Raw genomic sequence first — 18406 nt, 5'->3', positions numbered from 1 at the left:
CCTTCGAGAAAAGTTCAGTTCAGTTGAAGCGGCCCGAGCCGCCATCCAGAGCTCAGTCCTCTGGTCCGAGCATGCGTTGCCGGGCGGAGAGCAGCTCCAGCTCCGGGCGGGCGGCGACGAGCCGCTCGCACGCGTCCAGCACCTCGCGCGCGTGCGAGGCGTCGCCGGACACCACCGCGACGCCGATCAGCGCGCGGCGGTACAGGTCCTGGTTGCCCGCCTCGGACACCGCGACCTCGAAGCGCCGTCGCAGCTCGGCCACCACCGGCCGCACCACGGCGCGCTTCTGCTTCAGCGTGTGGACATCACCGAGCAGCACGTCCACTTCGAGCACACCGACGTACATGGGTCCCCCAAACCGCGAACGCAGGGGGCCGTCGGTTCGACGACCCCCTGCGCACTGCGACTCAGTCGCGCGGCTTCTCGCGCATCTCGTAGGGCTCGATGATGTCGCCCACCTTGATGTCGCTGTACGACCCCAGGGTCAGACCGCACTCGAAGCCCTCGCGGACCTCCGTGGCGTCGTCCTTGAACCGCTTCAGCGAGTTGACGCTGAGGTTCTCGGCGACCACCACGCTGTCGCGCAGGAGACGTGCCTTGGCGTTGCGCTTGATGATGCCCTCGGTGACCATGCAACCCGCGATGGTGCCGACCTTGGACGACTTGAAGACCTCGCGGACCTCGGCCTTGCCCAGCTCGACCTCTTCGTACTCGGGCTTGAGCATGCCCTTGAGCGCCTGCTCGATGTCCTCGATGGCCCGGTAGATCACCGAGTAGTACCGGATCTCCACGCCCTCGCGGTTGGCGACCTCGGCCGCCTTGCCCTCGGCCCGGACGTTGAAGCCCAGGACGATGGTGTTCTCCGCGGTGGCGAGGTTGATGTCGGACTCGTTGATGCCACCGACGCCGCGGTGGATGACCCGCAGCTCGACCTCGTCGCCGACCTCGATCTTCATCAGGGACTCTTCGAGCGCCTCGACGGTACCCGAGTTGTCACCCTTGATGATCAGGTTCAGCTGGTTGGTCTCCTTGAGCACCTTGTCCAGGTCCTCGAGGCTGACGCGCTTGCGCTTGGCCGCGTTCTGGGCCTCGCGGATGCGAGCCCCGCGGCGGTCGGCGATCTGCCGCGCCACCCGGTCCTCGTCGACCACCAGGAAGGTGTCACCCGCACCCGGCACCGACGTGAAACCGATGACCTGCACCGGCCGCGACGGGAGCGCCACGGGGACGTCCTCGTCGTTCTCGTTGATCATCCGGCGGACGCGACCGTAGGCGTCCCCGGCGACCACCGAGTCGCCGACGCGGAGCGTGCCGCGCTGCACCAGCACCGTGGCCACCGGGCCGCGACCGCGGTCCAGGTGGGCCTCGATCGCCACGCCCTGCGCCGGCATGTTGCGGTTGGCCCGCAGGTCCAGCGTGGCGTCCGCGGTGAGCAGGATCGCCTCGAGCAGGTTCTCGATGTTGGTGCCCTGCTTCGCCGAGATGTCGACGAACATGGTCTCGCCGCCGTACTCCTCGGCGACCAGGTTGTACTCGGTCAGCTGCTGGCGGATCTTCGCCGGGTTCGCACCCTCGACGTCGATCTTGTTGACCGCGACCACGATCGGCACACCGGCCGCCTGGGCGTGGTTGATCGCCTCCACCGTCTGCGGCATGACGCCGTCGTCGGCGGCGACCACCAGCACGGCGATGTCCGTCGACTTCGCACCGCGGGCACGCATGGCGGTGAACGCCTCGTGACCCGGGGTGTCGATGAAGGTGATCGGGCGCTCGTTGCCCTCCAGCTCGGTGACGACCTGGTAGGCGCCGATGTGCTGGGTGATGCCACCCGCCTCACCGGCCTGCACGTTCGCCTTCCGGATGGTGTCGAGCAGTCGCGTCTTACCGTGGTCGACGTGACCCATCACGGTCACCACCGGCGGACGCGCCTGCAGCTCCTCCTCGGAGCTGTTCGGGTCGCCGTAGCTGATGTCGAACGACTCCAGCAGCTCCCGGTCCTCGTCCTCCGGCGAGACCATCTCGACCTTGTAGTTCATCTCCTGGCCGAGGAGCTCCAGCACCTCGTCGGAGACGGACTGGGTCGCGGTGACCATCTCACCGAGGTGGAACATCGCCTGCACCAGCGAAGCCGGGTTGGCGTTGATCTTCTCGGCGAAGTCGGTCAGCGAAGCACCGCGGCGCAGGCGAACGGTCTCGCCACCACCGCGCGGGAGGCGGACGCCGCCGACCGACGGCGCCTGCATGTTCTCCATGTACTCCTGGCGCTTCTGCCGCTTCGACTTGCGGCCGCGCTTCGCGGGACCACCGGGACGGCCGAAAGCACCGGCCGTGCCACCGCGGCCACCGGGCCCACCCGGACGGCCACCGCCGCCGGGACGACCGCGGAAGCCGCCGCCTGCCGGGGCGCCACCGCCACCGGGCGCGCCGCCGCCGCCACCGCGGAAGCCGCCGCCACCGCCACCGGGACGACCGCCACCGCCGCCGCCCGGACGACCGCCGCCGCCACCGGGGCCGCCACGACCGCCACCGCGGCCACCGCCGGGTCCGCTACCGCTGCGCGGCGGGCGGGGCGGCATCATGCCGGGGTTCGGACGCGGGGGCATCATGCCCGGGTTCGGGCGCGAACCGCCGTCACCGCGCGGGGCACCACCCGGGGCCGGAGCCGAACCGGCACCCTGGCCACCGCCCTGACGGCGCTCGCCGCCCTGACGACCGGGGCCGCCCTGGCCACCGCCCTGACGGGGACCGGGCCCCGGGCGCGGCGGGCGCTGCTGCGGCGCACCGCTGCCCACGCCGAACGGGTTGTTGCCGACGCGCGGCTGGCGCGGACCGGGCTTGGGCGCCTTCGGCCGCGGCGGAACGGTGCCACCGTCCGCCTCGCCGTGGGGCTTGGGGCCCGGCTTCGGACCGGGCTTCGGGCCCGGCTTGTGCTCGGCCTTCGCGGCAGGCGCCTGCTCCGCGGGCTTGGGGGCCTGCGGTTCGGGCTTGACCTGCTGCGGTTCCGGCTTCACCTGCTGCTGCGGCTCCGGCTGCCGCGGACCCGGCTTCGGGCCGGGCTTGGGACCCGGCTTCGGCGCGGACGCCTCGGGCCGCGGGCCGGGCTTCGGGCCCGGCTTCGGCACGCCCGAGTCCGAGCGCGCGGGCTTGTCCGACGGAGCGGGCTTGTCGCCGCCCTTCTTGGACGACTTGTTCAGCGCGTCGCGGAGCCTGCGGGCCACCGGGGCCTCCACGGTGGACGACGCAGACTTGACGTACTCGCCCTGCTCGGCGAGCTTCGTCAGTACTTCCTTGCTGGTAACACCGAGCTCCTTGGCGAGCTCATGTACGCGGGCCTTGCCTGCCACTGCTCTCCTCATCTGGGTGAGGCCGGGCGGCAGTCCCGCTCGACCTCGTCCTATCGCCGATGCGCGTTCATGGCTTCAGCTTCACGGCTGATTCATGACGGGTCGACCTGCTTTCCTTCAATTGCCTGGCGCGGGACGGATCCCGCGTCGGTCCTGTCGTGAGCCGCGTGCTGCGGTCGCCCGGCACCGATGTGCTCGTGCACCGCGGAGGCGTCGAGCGCTCCTCGCACGCGAAGTGCGCGCGGGAACGCCCGGCGCCGCTCGGCCAGACGCAGGCATGCCGGATCGGGGTGCAACCAGGCTCCCCGGCCCGGCCGCCGGCGTCGCGGATCGGGAACGACGACGGAGGGAACCCCGTCGCCGCCGGCGACCACGCGCAGCAGCTCAGCTGGCGACGTCCGGGTGCGACATCCCACGCAAGTACGCACCGGCCCACGACTCTCGTCGTGCTCGCCGGACACACGTGTGCGGATTGTTGCTCCCCTCGCGTCAGCCTGCCATCGATTCTAACCCGACGACGTTACTCGGCCGAACCCGCGGTCTGCACTCCGTCCACCGCGGGGTCCAGAGCCTCCGGGGCGCTGCTCGGGCTCGTGCTCGGATCCGCATCGCTGCGGATGTCGATGCGCCAGCCGGTCAGCCGCGCCGCCAACCGGGCGTTCTGGCCTTCCTTGCCGATCGCCAGCGAGAGCTGGAAGTCCGGCACGACCACCCGCGCGGTCTTGGTGCGTTCGTCGACGACCTCCACCGAGACTACCTTGGCCGGCGACAGGGCGTTGCCGACGAAGGTCGCCGGGTCGTCGGAGTAGTCGATGATGTCGATCTTCTCGCCGCCCAGCTCGCTCATGACGTTGCGCACCCGCGCGCCCATCGGGCCGATGCAGGCGCCCTTCGCGTTGACGCCGGGGACGGTCGAGCGCACCGCGATCTTGGAGCGGTGCCCGGCCTCGCGGGCCACCGCGGGGATCTCCACGGTGCCGTCGGCGATCTCCGGGACCTCCAGCGCGAACAGCCGCCGGACCAGGTTCGGGTGCGTCCGCGACAGCGAGATCTGCGGGCCCCGCGCGCTGCGCGAGACGCCGTAGACGTAGCACTTGATGCGGGTGCCGTGCTCGTAGTTCTCCCCGGGCACCTGCTCGGCGGCCGGGATCACGCCCTCGCTGTCGCCGACCTGCACGACGACCATGCCGCGCGAGTTCGCCCGCGCGTCGCGCTGGATGACACCGCCGAGGATCTCGCCCTCCTTGGTGGCGAACTCGCCGAAGGTGCGCTCGTGCTCCGCGTCGCGCAGCCGCTGCAGGATGACCTGCCGCGCGGTGGTCGCCGCGATCCGCCCGAAGCCCTCCGGGGTGTCGTCCCACTCCTCCTGCACGCTGCCGTCGGCGGCCAAGGTGTGCGCGAGGACTCGCACGACGCCGGTCTTGCGGTCCACCTCCACCCGGGCGTGCGGCTGGTGCCCCTCGGTGTGGCGGTATGCGGTGAGCAGTGCCGATTCGATCGCTTCAAGGACCGTCTCGAACGGGATGTCCTTGTCGCGTTCGATCGCACGCAGCGCCGCGATGTCGACGTTCACCTCGACTCCTCCGTGTCTTCCCGGTCGTCCCCCGCCTGGGAGACGCCGCCCGCAGCCCGCTCCAGCTTGACCAGATCCTCCGCCGGTGGCTGCTGGAATTCCACCTCGACCACCGCGCGCTCCACGTCGCGGTAGGACAGCCTGCGCAGGTCACCGCCGACCAGCACGGTGACACCGTCATCATCGGCTTCCCCGGCGCGGGCCACCAGCTGCTCGCCGTCGGCCAGGCGGACCTTGACCAGGCGGTAGCGGGCCCGGCGCCAGTGCCGCGGCCGGGTCAGCGGCCGGTCCACGCCCGGCGAGGTGACTTCGAGCGTGTAGGAGCCGGCCAGGACGTGCTCGTGCTCGTCCAGCACCTTCGACACCTCCCGGCTGATCTCGGAGATGTCGTCGAGCCCGACTCCTTCGTCGGAGTCGATGACGACCTTGACCAGGCGGCGGCGGCCGGCCTGCTGCACGCCGAGCTCCTCCAGGTCGAAGCCCGTCCGAGCCACGGCCTCGGCTACGACGGGCTCCAGCTGCGCGGTGATCTCACCACGCGGCGGGCTGGACACGTTGGCACTCCCAAGTTTCAATCGCGGTCTGTTCAGACCTGGCGGTGGCGCGGCGCCGGACGGCGCGCGCGGTCGGCGACCAGTGCTGCACGTGCCGGTCGCGGTCGCCCAGGGTATCGCGTCCCTCGGCACCCGAGCGCGCCGTGGGATCCCTACGATCGGCGGATCGTGCCGGGACCGAGTGGATCAGGCCCCGGCCGGTGCCCGGACGCCGGTCGACCTGGTCGCCTGGCAGGATAGGTCGACGTGGAATCCCCCTCGCGAGCCCGGTCGGTGCTGGGCAGGCGAAGCGTCCTGCGGTTGATCGCGGCGACCCCGGTCGTGGCGGCGCTGAGCACCGCGTGCAGCTCCGCGCCCGACGAGCCGGACCAGCTGCTGGCACTGGCGAACGCCGCGAAGTCCGACGCCCGGCTGGCCGAAGCGGTGGCGCAGGCGCACGCGAAGCTGGCCGACGTCGCCAACGAGATCGCCACGGCGCGCAGCACGCACGCGAACGCCCTGCAGCAGGAGATCGACCGCCTGAGCCCGCGCGACCCCGAGGACCCGCCGTCGGTGCCGGACGCACCGCCGCAGCAGGCGCCGGGATCGGCGAGCGCGGCGTCGAAGGCGCTGGTCGAGGCCCTGAACGTCGGCCGGGACCAGGCGGCGGGGCTCGTGCCCGCGCTGCCGGACTACCGGGCGGGGCTGGTGGGATCGATCTCGGCGAGCTGCGCGAGTCTGCTGGAGGTGCTGAGGTGACCGAACTCTCGGACGCGGAGGGCACGGCGCTGCGCAGCGCGCTCAGCGCGGAGCACGCTGCGCTGTGGGTCTACGGCCTGGCCAGCGCGTACGTCGGCGAGAGCCGCGTGCGCAGCGCGATCGGCGACGCGCAGGAGCAGCACCGGAGGCTGCGCGACACGGCGGAGAAGGTGATCCGCGGCGCGGGGCAGATCCCGCCGTCGGCGCAGCCCGCCTACGACGTCGGCGAGCAGGTGAGCGACCAGGATTCCGCGATCGGCCTGCTGATCAAGGCCGAGGGCGACTGCCAGGTCGGCTGGCGATCGGTGCTGGAGAACACCGAGGACCCCGGGTTGCGCGGCACCGCGCTGGACGGGCTGACCACCTCGGCGACCCGCGCCACCCGGTGGCGGCTCACCGTCGGCCAGCAGCCCGCGGCGCAGGCCTTCCCCGGTCAGGCCTGACCGGTCAGCCCTTGTCCTGCGGCCAACCGAGCTTGAGCGCTTCGCGTGAGACGTCGAGCAGGATCGGGTCCTTGTTCAGCGTCTTCTTGTCGTAGTACGCGGAATCGCTGATCACCACGAGGCGGTCCTGTTGGTCCGAGGCGTAGGCCTTGTCGGCGAGCTTGGGCAGGTCCTGGGTGTTCTGGATGCCGTCGTCGACCAGGTCCCGGATGTTGCCGGTGTTGTCCTTGGTGGTCAGGTCGTCGAGGTTCTGCGCGCTTTCCGCATTCGGCATCAGCACGGTGACGACCGAGGTCAGCACGCGGGAGCCGTCTTCCAGGGTGGTGTCGTAGAGAGCGCGGGTGAGGTGCTCGCACTCCTCCTTGCGGAAGAACTCCTGGATCTTGTAGTCCGAGACGTTCTGGCAGCCGCGGAAGCCCTCTTCGCGGCGGATCGGCTGGAAGGCGTACTTCGTCGCCAGCGGCGGCGCCTCCTCCGGCTCGGGCGCGTCCGGCTTCACCGCCAGCCAGATCAGCCCGGACACCACGGAGATGGCGAACAGCCCGGCGCCGCGCAGCGCCCAGCCCATCGGTGTGACCTTGCGCTGCGACGGTTCGGGCGGCGGCTCGGGCATCGGCTGCCTGCTGGTCGCCGGGTTGGCCGTCGGGCGCACCGGGGGGTTGGTCGGCTGCGGCGGTAACTGGTTCGCCTGCGGGTACCCGGGCGGGTTGGTCTGCGGGTGCACCGGCGGATTCGTCGGCTGGTGCACCGGCGGGTTGGTCTGCTGGTGCACGGGGCGCTGCGGGGGCGGGAAGACCGGCCGGGTGCTCTGCCCGGGTCCGGGGTCGACCGGTGCCCGATCCGGCTGTATCCGCGAGTTGTCGCGGCGGAGCGGAGCGGTTTCGCGCTGCGTGTCGGCTTGTTCACCCGTCATGTCCTCGGGTGCACCTCTTCGGTCGGGCACGGAGACCTACGGTAGCGGTTGCGGATTACGAGACGGACACCCCGGACGTTCCTCCCAGCGCCCGCGCGGCCAGCTCGACGTCCGCGCGGGTGTTGTACAGGTGGAACGCCAGGCGTGCGCGGCCGGCGCGCACCGCGCAGGAGACACCGGCCTCGGTGAGCTTGGCCACAGCGTCCGGGGCCTGCACCGAGACGATCGGCGAACCGGCCGGTGGCAGGCCCAGCGCGGCCAGGAACTCGTCGGCCAGGCCGGTGCAGTGCGCGGCCACCGCCGCCATGTCCAGCCCGGCCAGCCAGTCCAGCGCCACGGCCGCGCCGACGTGGGAGAACCAGGTCGGCGAGAGGTCGAGCGCGCGGGCGTCGCCGGCCAGCCGCAGCGGCAGTCCGTAGGTCGACGTCCACGGGTCCTCCGCCGCGTACCAGTTCGCGCTGCTGGGGCGGATCTCCGGTGCATCCGGGTGGATCGCGAGCCAGGCCGTGCCGCGCGGCGACATCAGCCACTTGTACGCCGAGCTGACCACCCAGTCCGCCCAGCCGAGCCGAAGCGGCAGCCAGCCGACCGCCTGCGTGGCGTCGAGCAGCACCCGCGTCGATCCCGTCCCGGCGATCTGCCGCAGCGCGTCCAGGTCGACGATGCGGCCGTCGCTGGACTGCACCACGCTGACCGCGACCACGTCGTGGTCGGCGGCGTGCGCGGTGATCTCCTCCAGCGGCACCGCGGTCACCTGCACGCCGCGGTCCTGCTGCGCTGCGAACGGGAAGAGCACGCTGGTGAAGTCGCCCTCGGCGACCAGCACCCGCGCGCCCTCCGGCAGGCTCGCCGCGACGAGCCCGATGAGCTGGGACGCGGTGGTGCCGATGGCCACCCGGTCCGCGGTGGTGCCGATCAGCCGGGCGAAGGCGGCGCGGGCGGTGGCCACGGCGGGATCGAAGTCACCGGGCCGGTCCAGCCCGCTCCCCCACCGGCGCACCGACTCGGCGACCGCGCGGGCCACCGCGGCGGGCGGGATGCCGATGCTGGCGGTGTTGAGATAACCGTCCGGGACGTCGAACTCGGCTCCGAATGCCTCTCGCATCTCCGCATCCTCGCACCGGACCCACCGGTTCCGGAACGGCTCGCGCACCGGAATCCGCGCGCTGCCGGGAGCGGGCGCGTAATACCGTGGGAACCATGCGCAGCGAGGAGATCGAGGTCCGCACCGGGTCCGTCGAGGTCGTCCACGACCTGGGCGACGAGTGCGAGCGGTTCCTGCGCTCGGTGTCGGCCGTGGACGGCCTGCTCAACGTCTGGGTGCCGCACGCGACCGCAGGCCTGGCGATCATCGAGACCGGCGCGGGCAGCGACGACGACCTGCTCGCGGCGCTGCGCGAACTGCTGCCCAAGGACGACCGCTGGCGCCACCGGCACGGCTCGCGCGGGCACGGCCGCGACCACGTGCTGCCCGCGATCGTCCCGCCGTACGCCTCGATCCCGGTCCTGGGCGGCCGGATGGCGCTGGGCACCTGGCAGTCGGTGTGCCTGGTGGACACCAACGTGGACAACCCGGTCCGCCGGGTCCGCCTGACCTTCCTCCCCGGCTGACCCGCCCCCGCGTCAATTTCGTACGAAATTGACCGTCACCCGGGTGATGGTCAATTTCGTGCGAAATTGACGCCCGGCCCTCGTGCGGACGGCCTTTCCGCAGGTGGCGGCGTGCTCGTTGCCGCGCGAGGGGCACGGTTGACGCTTTCGGGGGACCTGCGCCGGTTCGGGTGGTGCGGGTCGGGAGCAGCGGGATCTTGCGCGGTGCGCGTTCGCGCGCGCACTCTTTGCGTTCGTGGTGACGACAGGGGTGAGCGGGCGGCGGCTCGGCCGCGTGGTGTCCGCGGGCGTGGTCGGGACGACGGTCGAGTTCTACGACTTCTTCCTCTACGGCGCGGCGGCGGCGACCGTGTTCGGGCCGGTCTTCTTCCCGCGCACCGATGGGCTGCTGGGCGTGCTGCTGGCGCTGGTGACCTACGCCGTCGGGTTCGCCGCCCGGCCGCTGGGCGGGCTGGTGTTCGGGCACTTCGGCGACCGGGTCGGGCGCAAGCGGCTGCTGGTGATCAGCCTGGTGCTGATGGGGTCGGCGTCGGTGCTGATCGGCCTGCTGCCGGGCTACGAGCAGATCGGGATCGCCGCGCCGCTGCTGCTGACGGCGCTGCGGCTGGTGCAGGGCTTCGCCCTCGGCGGCGAGTTCGGCGGTGCCGTGCTGCTGGTGGCCGAGCACGGTCCGCGGGAGCGGCGCGGGTTCTGGACCGCGTGGCCGCAGACCGGCGGGCCGCTGGGGAACCTGCTGGCCACCGCCTCCCTCGCGGCGGTCGCCGCGAGCACCACGGCCGCGCAGTACTCCGCGTGGGGCTGGCGGATCCCGTTCCTGGCTTCGATCCTGCTGGTCGTCGTCGGCCTGTGGGTCCGCCTGCGGGTCGCCGAGTCGCCGCTGTTCCGGGCCGTCGCCGACCAGCGCCGCGAGGCGCGGGCACCGGTGCTGGAGGCGTTGCGGCGGTATCCGCGCGAGGTGTTCGCGGCCTTCGCCGCGCGCGTCGGGGAGAACGCGGCGTTCTACGTGTTCACCATCTTCCTGCTGGTGTACGCGGGCAGCATCGGGTTGCCCACCGCGGTCACGACCGCCGCGGTCACCGCCGGATCGCTCGTGCAGGCGCTGGCGATGCTGGCCGGGGGCGCGCTGTCGGACCGGCTGGGACGCCGCCCGGTGGCGATCGGCGCGGCGCTGGCGTGTGCACTGTGGACACTCGTGTTCTTCCCGCTGGTCGCCGGCCACCACTCGGTGCTGGTGTTCCTCGCGGTGGCGATCGGCCTGCTGCTGCACGGAACGCTGACCGGCGCGCAATCCGCCTTCTACGCCGAGCTCTTCGGCACTTCGGTGCGGTATTCCGGCGTCTCGCTGGGATACCAGGCGGCGACCGTGCTGGCCGGAGCGGCGGCGCCGCTGGCGGGTACCGCGCTGCTGCGGGCCACGCAGTCGCCGGTGCCGGTGGTCGTCATGCTGATCTGCTGCCTGGCGCTGACCGTGGTCGGCATGGCGGTGGTCCCGGAAACCGCTCGCCGCGAACTGACGTCCTGAGCGGCTGGCACGATGGTCTGGTGACGCGACTCGTGCTGTGGGACATCGACCTGACCCTCATCGACGCCCGGGGCTTCGGCCCCCGCTGGTACCGCCGAGCGCTGGCGGCGGTCACCGGCCGCGCGCTGCAGCAGATGCCCGACACCGCCGGGCGCACCGAGCTGGCGATCACCACCGACGTCCTGGAGAACCACGGCGTCGCCGCCGACGAGGCCACGATCGCGGCCATGTTCACCGCGCTGACCAGCGCCGTCGCCGAAACCCGCGATGAGCTGGCGCAGCGCGGCAGTGCGCTGCCCGGGGCCGCGCAGGCGCTGAAGGCGCTGTCGCTGGAGCCCGGGTTCGTGCAGACCCTGGTGACCGGCAACCTCGCCGAGGTGGCCTTCCACAAGCTCGAATCCTTCGACCTGCACCACCACGTCGACTTCGAGATCGGCGGCTTCGGCGCCGGGTCGGTGCACCGCCACGACCTGATCGCGGACTCCGTGGCCAAGGCCGCGGACCGAGCGGGCGCGGCGATCGTCCCCGACTCGGTGGTCGTCGTGGGCGACACCCCGCACGACGTCGCGGGTGCGCTGCGCTTCGGTGCCGTGGCGGTCGGCGTGGCCACCGGCAGCAGCACCGAAGCCGAGCTCCGCGCCGCGGGCGCCCACGCCGTCCTGCCCGACCTGTCCGACACCGGTTCCGTGCTCGCCGCCCTGTCTTGAGCTCACCAGGCGGCGGCCACCAGCATCCCGGCACCGGCGAGTTCGACCCAGAAGTAGAACCAGACCGGGTAGAACCGGGTGCGGCGGTCGGCCAGCCTGGACACCACCCGCCCCGCGGCCATCCCGAGCAGCGCCGCGGCGACGGCGATCGCGATGCCGCGGCGCATGCCGGCGACGTCCAGCACGGCCACCACCAGCACGGCGGCGATGGCGATGCCGAAGCCGCCGTAGACGGCGCGCACCTCGGAGCGGCTTTCCGGTGCGCTGACGTCGATCGCGAACGGCTGCAGGAGCGCGGCCGGGGCGATCAGCCCGAACAGGCCCAGTCCGGCGAAGAAGGTGGTCACGATGACCAGGAATGCTGCGTCCACTTCGTCCCTCCCAACGAGATCGCCGACAACGATGCGGGAGCCGGTGGCCGGGGCGCTTCCAGAAACGTGCTCTGCTGAGCGCGGCGTGGTGTGGCTGCTGCCGGGCGAAGCGCTCTACTGCGGGCCGTCGCTGCGGCTCGACGAGCACACCGGAGCGGCGTCCTGCCTGGTGATCGGCATCGACGGGCCGCTGCGGGTGGCGGTCGGCGACCGCGTGGCGCACCACCGCAGCGTTTTCATCCCGCCGCGGCTGACCTGCCGGGTCACCCCGACCGGCCGCCTGGCCTGCTACTTCCTCGAACCGGGATCACCGCAGGAGCGGGCCTGCCTGGCCGTCCTGCGGCCGGGTGCGGGGATCCGCACCGGGCACCGGCACGAGCGGGAGCTGGCGGAGCTGGCCGGTTCGCTGGCCGAGCCCGCCGCCCTGCGGCGCTGGGTGGAGCGCGCGACCGGCGACGTCCGGGTGCGGCGGGACGAGCGCATCGTGGCCGCGGTCGCGATGCTGAGCGCGGAGCCGGACCTCTCCGCCGCTCGCCTGGCCGCCGAGGTCCACCTGTCGCCCGCGCACTTCCTCCGGCTGTTCAAGCGGGACACCGGGACCACGCTGCGCCGCTTCCGGCTGTGGGCGCGGATGCTGGTGGCCGCCGCGCGCATCGCCGACGGCGCCGACCTGACCGGGGCCGCGGCCGCCGCCGGTTTCGCGAGCCCGTCGCACTTCAGCTCGGTGTTCCGCGCGATGTTCGGGCTCGCCCCGAGCCAGCTGCTCGCCGTCCCGCTCGACGTCCGCGTGTGGCAGCGCGAAGCCCCCGGAGAACCGGTCTCCGGGGGCTTCGCCAGGTGAATCGCGTCAGCCGCGCACCACGTCGATGACGTGCTCGACCGCGCTGTCGACCTCGATCTCCGCGCGGTCGCCGGAGCGCCGGTCGCGGACCTCGACGACACCGCGGGTCAGGCCCTTGCCGACCACCAGGATCGTCGGCACGCCCAGCAGCTCGGAGTCGGCGAACTTCACGCCCGGCGACACCGTCCGGTCGTCCAGGACCACCTGCACGCCTGCCGCGTCGAGCTCGGCGGCGATGGCCTCGCCGCGCTCCCGGACGCTGTCGTCCTTGCCCGCGATGACCACGTGCACGTCGGCGGGCGCCACCTCGCGCGGCCAGACCAGGCCCTGCTCGTCGTGGCTCTGCTCGGCGATCACCGCGACCAGGCGGGACACGCCGACGCCGTAGGAGCCCATGGTGATCCGCTTCGGCTTGCCGTCCTGGCCCAGCGCGTCCAGCCCGAACGCGTCGGCGTACTTGCGGCCGAGCTGGAAGATGTGGCCGATCTCGATGCCGCGCGCGGCGACCAGGGTGCCCTTGCCGTCCGGCGACGGGTCGCCCTCGCGGACCTCGGCGGCCTCGATGGTGCCGTCCGGGGTGAAGTCCCGGCCGCACACCAGGTCCAGCACGTGGTGGTCGGCCTGGTCCGCGCCGGTGACCCACGCGGTGCCGGTGACCACCCGCGGGTCGACCAGGTAGCGGACCCCGTTGTCCTGCAGCGCCTTCGGGCCGATGTAGCCCTTGACCAGGAACGGGTTGGCGGTGAAGTCGGACTCCTCCAGCAGCGCCACCTCGGCGGGCTCCAGCGACGCCTCGAGCCGCTTCATGTCGACCTCGCGGTCGCCGGGCAGCCCGATGGCCAGCAGCTCCCACTCCTGCGCACCGGGCTGGCGGGTCTTGACCAGCACGTTCTTGAGGGTGTCGGCCGCGGTGAACTTCCGGTCGGTGTTGGCGTTGAGGAAGTCGACCAGCGTCTCGATGGTCGGCGTGCTCGGCGTGTGGTGGACCGCCGCGGCGGGCTTGTCCTCGACCGGCTCGGCGGGCGGCGCCGGGGTGACCACGGCTTCGACGTTGGCGGCGAAGCCGGACTCCGTGCTGCGCACGAAGGTGTCCTCACCGGTCTCGCACTCGGCCAGGAACTCCTCGGAGGCCGAGCCGCCCATCGCACCGGAGGTGGCCGAGACGATCACGTAGTTCAGCCCGAGCCGGTCGAAGATCCGGGTGTAGGCGTCGCGGTGCAGCTGGTAGGCCGAGGTCAGGCCCTCGTCGTCGAGGTCGAAGGAGTAGGAGTCCTTCATGACGAACTCGCGCCCGCGCAGGATGCCCGCGCGGGGCCGCTCCTCGTCCCGGTACTTGGTCTGGATCTGGTACAGCACGACCGGGTAGTCCTTGTAGGAGCTGTACTCGCCCTTGACCGTGAGCGCGAACAGCTCCTCGTGGGTCGGGCCGAGCGCGTACTCGGAGCCCTTGCGGTCCTTCAACCGGAACATGGTGGGGCCGTACTCGGTCCACCGGTTGGTCGCGTCGTAGGGCTCCTTGGGCAGCAGCGCGGGCAGGTGGATCTCCTGGCCGCCGATGCCGTCCATCTCCTGGCGCACGACCTCTTCGATCTTGCGCAGCACCCGCAGCCCGAGGGGCAGCCAGGAGTAGATGCCGGGCGCGATGCGGCGGACGTAGCCGGCGCGGACGAGCAGCTTGTGGCTCGGCACCTCGGCGTCGGCCGGATCCTCGCGCAGGGTACGCAGGAACAACGTCGACATCCTCGTGATCACGGCTACTGGCTCCTCGTCCGGGCTGATTCGTCACCGGCAGGGTAGCGAGTGCCCCCGGGGTCACCACCAGCGGATTACCGCTCGGCGGGCCGCTGTCGGTCGTCGTCGCTAGCGTGCGGCCATGAACCTCGACATCGTCATGGTGACCATCGACTGCGCCTCGCCGCGGACCCTCGCGGAGTTCTGGACGCAGGCGCTGGACGCCTCAGTCGCCTACGAGTCCGACGAATTCGTGATGCTCGCGGCGAACCGCGAGGGCGGTGTCCGGGTCGCACTGCAGCGCGTGCCCGAGCCGCGCGCCGGGAAGAACCGCGCCCACCTGGACCTCGACACCACCGACCGGAAGGCCGAAGTGCGCAGGCTCGTCGAGCTCGGAGCCACCGAACTGGCCGAGAACTCGATGCAGGGCTTCACGTGGACGGTGCTGGCCGACCCGGAGGGCAACGAGTTCTGCGTGGGCTCCGAGCACTGAACCGATCGGCCCATTGCCGGGTCGGGCGTCCTGCGGTTCCCTCGATGTCAGGCACGCATCGCCGAGGGGGTTCGATGTCCACTTCGCCAGCCCGCGACGGCCAGGGCCGGCTCGCCGAGCTCGGTCTCGGCGCCCGGTTGTTCGCCCAAGGGGCGCTGACCTGGTTCTTCGCCAAGCGCGGTGATCCCGTCGCGCGCCTGCTGCACGCGCCGTGGCGGGACGACCCCTACCCGGTGTACCGGCAGCTGCGCGAACGCGGCCCGCTGGTGCGCAGCAAGCTGGGCGCGCTGGTCGCCACGACGCACCAGCTGTGCGACGAGATCCTGCGCGACCGGCGCTTCGGCGTGCGCACCAGCGACGGTTCTTACGGCGACCCCACGGCCGCGGCCGTCGAGCTCCAGCTCTCGCTGCTGGAGCTGGATCCGCCGGAGCACTCGCGGCTGCGCAAGCTCGCCGCCCCGGCCTTCCGGCCCCGCCGCCTGGAGACCTACCGGGAGCGCATCGAGCAGATCGCCGACGACCTGCTGGACCGGGTGGACGGCGAGTTCGACCTGGTCCGCGACTTCGCCGGACCGCTGCCGATCCGGGTGATCTGCGAGCTGCTGGGGCTCCCGCCGATGGACGCCGAACGGCTGGCGCACCACGGCAAGGTGCTGGCCGGTGCGCTGGACGGGATCCGCTCGGCCCGCCACCTGCGGCAGATGCGCGAGTCGTTCGCCGAGCTCGACGGGATCTTCGACCGGCTGGTCGAGCAGCGCCGGGCCGATCCCGGCGACGACGTCGTCAGCGACCTGGTCGCGGCGCTCGACGAGGAGAAGATCACCGGCACCGAACTGGTGCAGCTGTGCGACCTGCTGCTGGTGGCCGGTTTCGAGACGACGGTGAACCTGATCGGCAACGGCACCCTCGCGCTGCTGCGGCACCCGGACCAGTGGGCCCGGCTGCGCGCGGACCCGGACCTGGCGCCCGCCGTGGTCGAGGAGACGCTGCGCTGGGACCCGCCGGTGCAGATGACCATGCGCATCGCGCACGAACCGCTGGAACTGGCCGGCCGCCGGCTGGCCGCGGACACGCCGGTGCTGGCCCTGCTGGCCTCGGCGGGCCGCGACCCGGCGGTGCACCCGGACCCGGAGCGGTTCGACATCGGCCGCCCGGACCGCGCCGACCACCTGGCCTTCTCCTCCGGCGTGCACTACTGCCTCGGAGCGCCGCTGGCCCGGATGGAAGCCGAAGTCGCCTTCCGAGCCCTGGCGACCCGCCTGCCCCACCTCCACCGGGCAGGAGCGGCAACCCGCCGCCCGACCTCGATAATCCACGGCCTCTCCGCCCTGCCGGTGGCCTCCGGCGGCCGCTCCCCCGCCCGGCGGTAGGTGTGACGCCCGGCTCCCTCCGGGGCCGCTCGGCGAGGACTGCCGGGAGGTGGTGCTTACCCTGGTCGGGTGTTGGTTCTGCTGCCTCCTTCGGAGACCAAGTCGGCCGGTGGGTCCGGTGCACCGCTGGACCTGGACGGGTTCTCGCACTCGGAGCTGAACGGCACCCGGCAGCGGCTCGCCGACGCACTGTCCACTTTGGCCGGTGACGTGCCCGCGAGCCTGGACGTCCTGGGATTGTCCGAGCGGCAGGCCGAGGAGGTCCAGCGCAACGCCGAGCTCTGGGACTCGCCCACCGCTCCGGCGCTGGAGCGCTACACCGGCGTGCTCTACGACGCCCTCGACCTGCGATCGCTGTCCGCGGTGGAGCGCAAGCAGGCCGATTCGCGGCTGGCGGTGGCGTCGGCGCTGTTCGGCATCGTGCACGGCACGGACGCGATTCCCGCCTACCGGCTCTCCGGGGGCTGCGCGCTGCCCGGCCTGGGCACGTTGCGCAGCGTGTGGCGGCCGGTCCTGGAGCCCGTCCTGGCCGCGGCCGACGACCTCGTCGTCGACCTGCGCTCCGGCGCTTACGCCGCGCTGGCGAAGGTTCCGGGGGCCGTGGAAGTCCGCGTGCTCTCCGAGGACGCGACGGGCAAGCGCAAGGTGGTCAGCCACCACAACAAGGCGCACAAGGGGAAGCTGGCGCGAGCGCTCACCCGGTCGCCGGAGGAGCCGGAGTCGGTCGAGGACGTCCTCGACGTGGCCCGCGACGCGGGCCTGCAGGTCGAACGCGAAGCCGACCGCAAGCTCTGCGTCGTCGTGCACGGCTGACTCCTCCGCAGCGAAACCGCAGGTCAAAAACCAGTTGCCGACACCGGTGGTGATCGGCGAAGCTGGTTGCGCGCTGGAAGCACCGCGAGGAAGGGAGGTTCGCCATGGTCGCCGTTGCGACTGTTGTGCGCGCTCGTTTCGCGCACGGATGGACCCGAATCCCTTCTCCTCCGCCACGTTCGCGCTGAGCTCGGTGCTCGGGCGGAGGACTCCGCTCTGAAGGAGCACTCCACCTTGTCCTCGTACGAGCAGTACGACCACGGTCTCTTCCGCAACACCAAGAAGTCCAAGGCGCGCAAGCCGAAAACCACCAAGCGGCAGCGCTTCGACGACGAGCCGATCCGCCGCGGCCGGCTCACCGAAGAAGAGCGCGACCGGCTCGCCGCGCTGCGCGACGAACCCGAACCGCAGCCGCTGCCCGGCGGCGCCGACCGCTGGTCCACCTGGGACACCGGGGAACGCGGGCCGCAACCGCACCCGTCCTGGCTGGTGACCGAACTGGCCGCGCTCGACCACGAGCTCGGCGTGCTCAAGACCGGCAAGGAGGCCGACGTCCACCTGCTGCGGCGGTCGGTGCCCGGCGCCGGTTCCTGCCTGCTGGCCGCGAAGCGGTACCGCGACACCGACCACCGGATGTTCCACCGCGACGCCGGGTACCTGGAGGGCAGGCGGCTGCGCAAGTCCCGCGAGATGCGGGCGATCGAGCACCGCACCTCGTTCGGGCGCGGCATGATCGCCCAGCAGTGGGCGGTCGCGGAGTTCCGCGTGCTTTCCGCGCTGTGGCTGGCCGGTGCGCCGGTGCCTTACCCGGTTCAGCGCGTCGGGACCGAGGTGCTGCTGGAGTTCATCGGCACCCCCGACGGCACGGCCGCGCCGCGGCTGGCCGCGCTGCGCCCCGATGCCGACGAGCTCGACGAGCTCTGGTCGCAGCTGGTCGAAGCGCTGGTCGCGCTCGCCGAGCACGGCTTCACGCACGGCGACCTGTCCGCGTACAACGTCCTGGTGCACGACGGGCGGCTGATGCTGATCGACCTGCCGCAGGCGGTCGACCTGGCGGCCAACCCGCTCGGCTTGGACTACCTGCGACGTGACGCACACAACATCGCCGGGTGGTTCCGCTCACGCGGCGCCGACGAGGCCCGCACCGACCCCGATCTGCTCGCCGAACGCCTTGCCACAGCGGGAAATCTGCGCTGGTGACCCAGCGCCGATCGGCCCGGACGCCTGACTCCGGCAGCCGGGCCGATCGGCTAGACTCGAAGCAGCCAGAGCCGGGATCACCGGCCAGTGTCCGCTGCGACACCCTTTGACCACCTATCGGCGCCGACGCGCCGGGCTCGTCCTCGTGATCGCCCGCGGACATCCGCGAAGCCTCCCCGCGA

General features: G+C 72.2%; 19 protein-coding genes. 10 read left to right on the top strand and 9 right to left on the bottom strand.

The genetic code is table 11. The features are described 5' to 3' along the window. Window positions 1-52: 52 nt before the first annotated feature. The 5 genes from OU416_RS06120 to rimP form a co-directional block, all read right to left on the bottom strand. A complete protein-coding gene (locus tag OU416_RS06120; protein WP_270925826.1) occupies window positions 53-346 on the bottom strand; it encodes a DUF503 domain-containing protein in 294 nt (97 codons plus the stop codon). A gap of 61 nt (window positions 347-407) precedes the next feature. After that, a complete protein-coding gene (gene infB, locus OU416_RS06115) occupies window positions 408-3344 on the bottom strand; it encodes a translation initiation factor IF-2 (protein WP_270925825.1) in 2937 nt (978 codons plus the stop codon). Between the two features lie 92 nt (window positions 3345-3436). Then, window positions 3437-3718, bottom strand: coding sequence for a DUF448 domain-containing protein (locus tag OU416_RS06110; RefSeq protein ID WP_444420557.1), 282 nt, complete (start codon window positions 3716-3718; stop codon window positions 3437-3439). Window positions 3719-3864: 146 nt separating this feature from the next. After that, window positions 3865-4917 (bottom strand): transcription termination factor NusA, encoded by a 1053-nt coding sequence (gene nusA / locus OU416_RS06105; protein ID WP_270925823.1) that lies wholly within the window; start codon window positions 4915-4917, stop codon window positions 3865-3867. Then, window positions 4914-5471 (bottom strand): ribosome maturation factor RimP, encoded by a 558-nt coding sequence (gene rimP / locus OU416_RS06100; protein ID WP_270925822.1) that lies wholly within the window; start codon window positions 5469-5471, stop codon window positions 4914-4916. The genes nusA and rimP overlap by 4 nt, the downstream gene beginning before the upstream one ends. Window positions 5472-5717: 246 nt before the next feature. Here rimP and OU416_RS06095 point away from each other — a divergent pair, with 246 nt between their 5' ends. Then, window positions 5718-6209: a ferritin family protein gene (locus tag OU416_RS06095; protein WP_270925821.1), complete on the top strand. Its 492-nt coding sequence runs from the start codon at window positions 5718-5720 to the stop codon at window positions 6207-6209. After that, complete coding sequence (locus OU416_RS06090) at window positions 6206-6652, top strand: ferritin-like domain-containing protein (RefSeq protein ID WP_270925820.1); 447 nt, start codon at window positions 6206-6208, stop codon at window positions 6650-6652. Before OU416_RS06095 ends, OU416_RS06090 begins: the two co-directional genes overlap by 4 nt. 4 nt (window positions 6653-6656) lie before the next feature. Here OU416_RS06090 and OU416_RS06085 read toward each other — a convergent pair whose 3' ends face one another. Together OU416_RS06085 and OU416_RS06080 are read right to left on the bottom strand one after the other, a co-directional pair. Beyond that, window positions 6657-7565 carry a hypothetical protein gene (locus OU416_RS06085; RefSeq protein WP_270925819.1) on the bottom strand — a complete coding sequence of 303 codons (909 nt, stop codon included), beginning with the start codon at window positions 7563-7565 and terminating at the stop codon, window positions 6657-6659. A 55-nt stretch (window positions 7566-7620) separates the two neighbouring features. After that, a complete protein-coding gene (locus OU416_RS06080; protein WP_270925818.1) occupies window positions 7621-8670 on the bottom strand; it encodes an aminotransferase class V-fold PLP-dependent enzyme in 1050 nt (349 codons plus the stop codon). A 95-nt stretch (window positions 8671-8765) separates the two neighbouring features. Here OU416_RS06080 and OU416_RS06075 point away from each other — a divergent pair, with 95 nt between their 5' ends. From OU416_RS06075 to OU416_RS06065, 3 genes are all read left to right on the top strand, one after another. Next, window positions 8766-9176, top strand: a complete 411-nt coding sequence (locus tag OU416_RS06075; RefSeq protein ID WP_270925817.1) for a YjbQ family protein — start codon at window positions 8766-8768, stop codon at window positions 9174-9176. 238 nt (window positions 9177-9414) lie between these two features. Further along, window positions 9415-10698 (top strand): MFS transporter, encoded by a 1284-nt coding sequence (locus tag OU416_RS06070; RefSeq protein ID WP_372907141.1) that lies wholly within the window; start codon window positions 9415-9417, stop codon window positions 10696-10698. Window positions 10699-10718: 20 nt separating this feature from the next. Next, a complete protein-coding gene (locus OU416_RS06065) occupies window positions 10719-11405 on the top strand; it encodes an HAD family hydrolase (protein WP_270925815.1) in 687 nt (228 codons plus the stop codon). 2 nt (window positions 11406-11407) lie between these two features. Here the strand turns inward: OU416_RS06065 and OU416_RS06060 are convergent, their stop codons facing one another. Further along, complete coding sequence (locus OU416_RS06060) at window positions 11408-11776, bottom strand: DUF4345 family protein (RefSeq protein ID WP_270925814.1); 369 nt, start codon at window positions 11774-11776, stop codon at window positions 11408-11410. Between the two features lie 85 nt (window positions 11777-11861). Here OU416_RS06060 and OU416_RS06055 point away from each other — a divergent pair, with 85 nt between their 5' ends. After that, window positions 11862-12617, top strand: coding sequence for a helix-turn-helix transcriptional regulator (locus OU416_RS06055; protein WP_270925813.1), 756 nt, complete (start codon window positions 11862-11864; stop codon window positions 12615-12617). A gap of 6 nt (window positions 12618-12623) precedes the next feature. On the opposite strand, the gene OU416_RS06050 is transcribed toward OU416_RS06055, so the two are convergent. Further along, on the bottom strand, window positions 12624-14369 hold the full coding sequence (locus OU416_RS06050) for a proline--tRNA ligase (protein ID WP_270925812.1): 1746 nt from the start codon (window positions 14367-14369) through the stop codon (window positions 12624-12626). A 121-nt stretch (window positions 14370-14490) separates the two neighbouring features. Between OU416_RS06050 and OU416_RS06045 the strand changes: the two genes are divergently transcribed. The 4 genes from OU416_RS06045 to OU416_RS06030 all read left to right on the top strand — a co-directional run bounded on the left by OU416_RS06045 (window position 14491) and on the right by OU416_RS06030 (window position 18224). Beyond that, window positions 14491-14841, top strand: coding sequence for a VOC family protein (locus tag OU416_RS06045; RefSeq protein ID WP_270925811.1), 351 nt, complete (start codon window positions 14491-14493; stop codon window positions 14839-14841). A 74-nt stretch (window positions 14842-14915) separates the two neighbouring features. Then, on the top strand, window positions 14916-16211 hold the full coding sequence (locus OU416_RS06040; RefSeq protein ID WP_270925810.1) for a cytochrome P450: 1296 nt from the start codon (window positions 14916-14918) through the stop codon (window positions 16209-16211). A gap of 69 nt (window positions 16212-16280) precedes the next feature. Beyond that, entirely contained in the window at window positions 16281-17024 is a 744-nt protein-coding gene (gene yaaA, locus OU416_RS06035) for a peroxide stress protein YaaA (RefSeq protein ID WP_270925809.1), read from the top strand. Window positions 17025-17258: 234 nt separating this feature from the next. Beyond that, window positions 17259-18224, top strand: a complete 966-nt coding sequence (locus OU416_RS06030; protein ID WP_270925808.1) for a serine protein kinase RIO — start codon at window positions 17259-17261, stop codon at window positions 18222-18224. Window positions 18225-18406: the final 182 nt, after the last annotated feature.

The sequence above is a fragment of the Saccharopolyspora indica genome, from assembly GCF_027853965.1.
Classification (GTDB): domain Bacteria; phylum Actinomycetota; class Actinomycetes; order Mycobacteriales; family Pseudonocardiaceae; genus Saccharopolyspora; species Saccharopolyspora indica.
The sequence above is the reverse complement of the archived record's forward strand: the minus strand, read 5'-3'. Positions and strand labels throughout refer to the sequence as shown.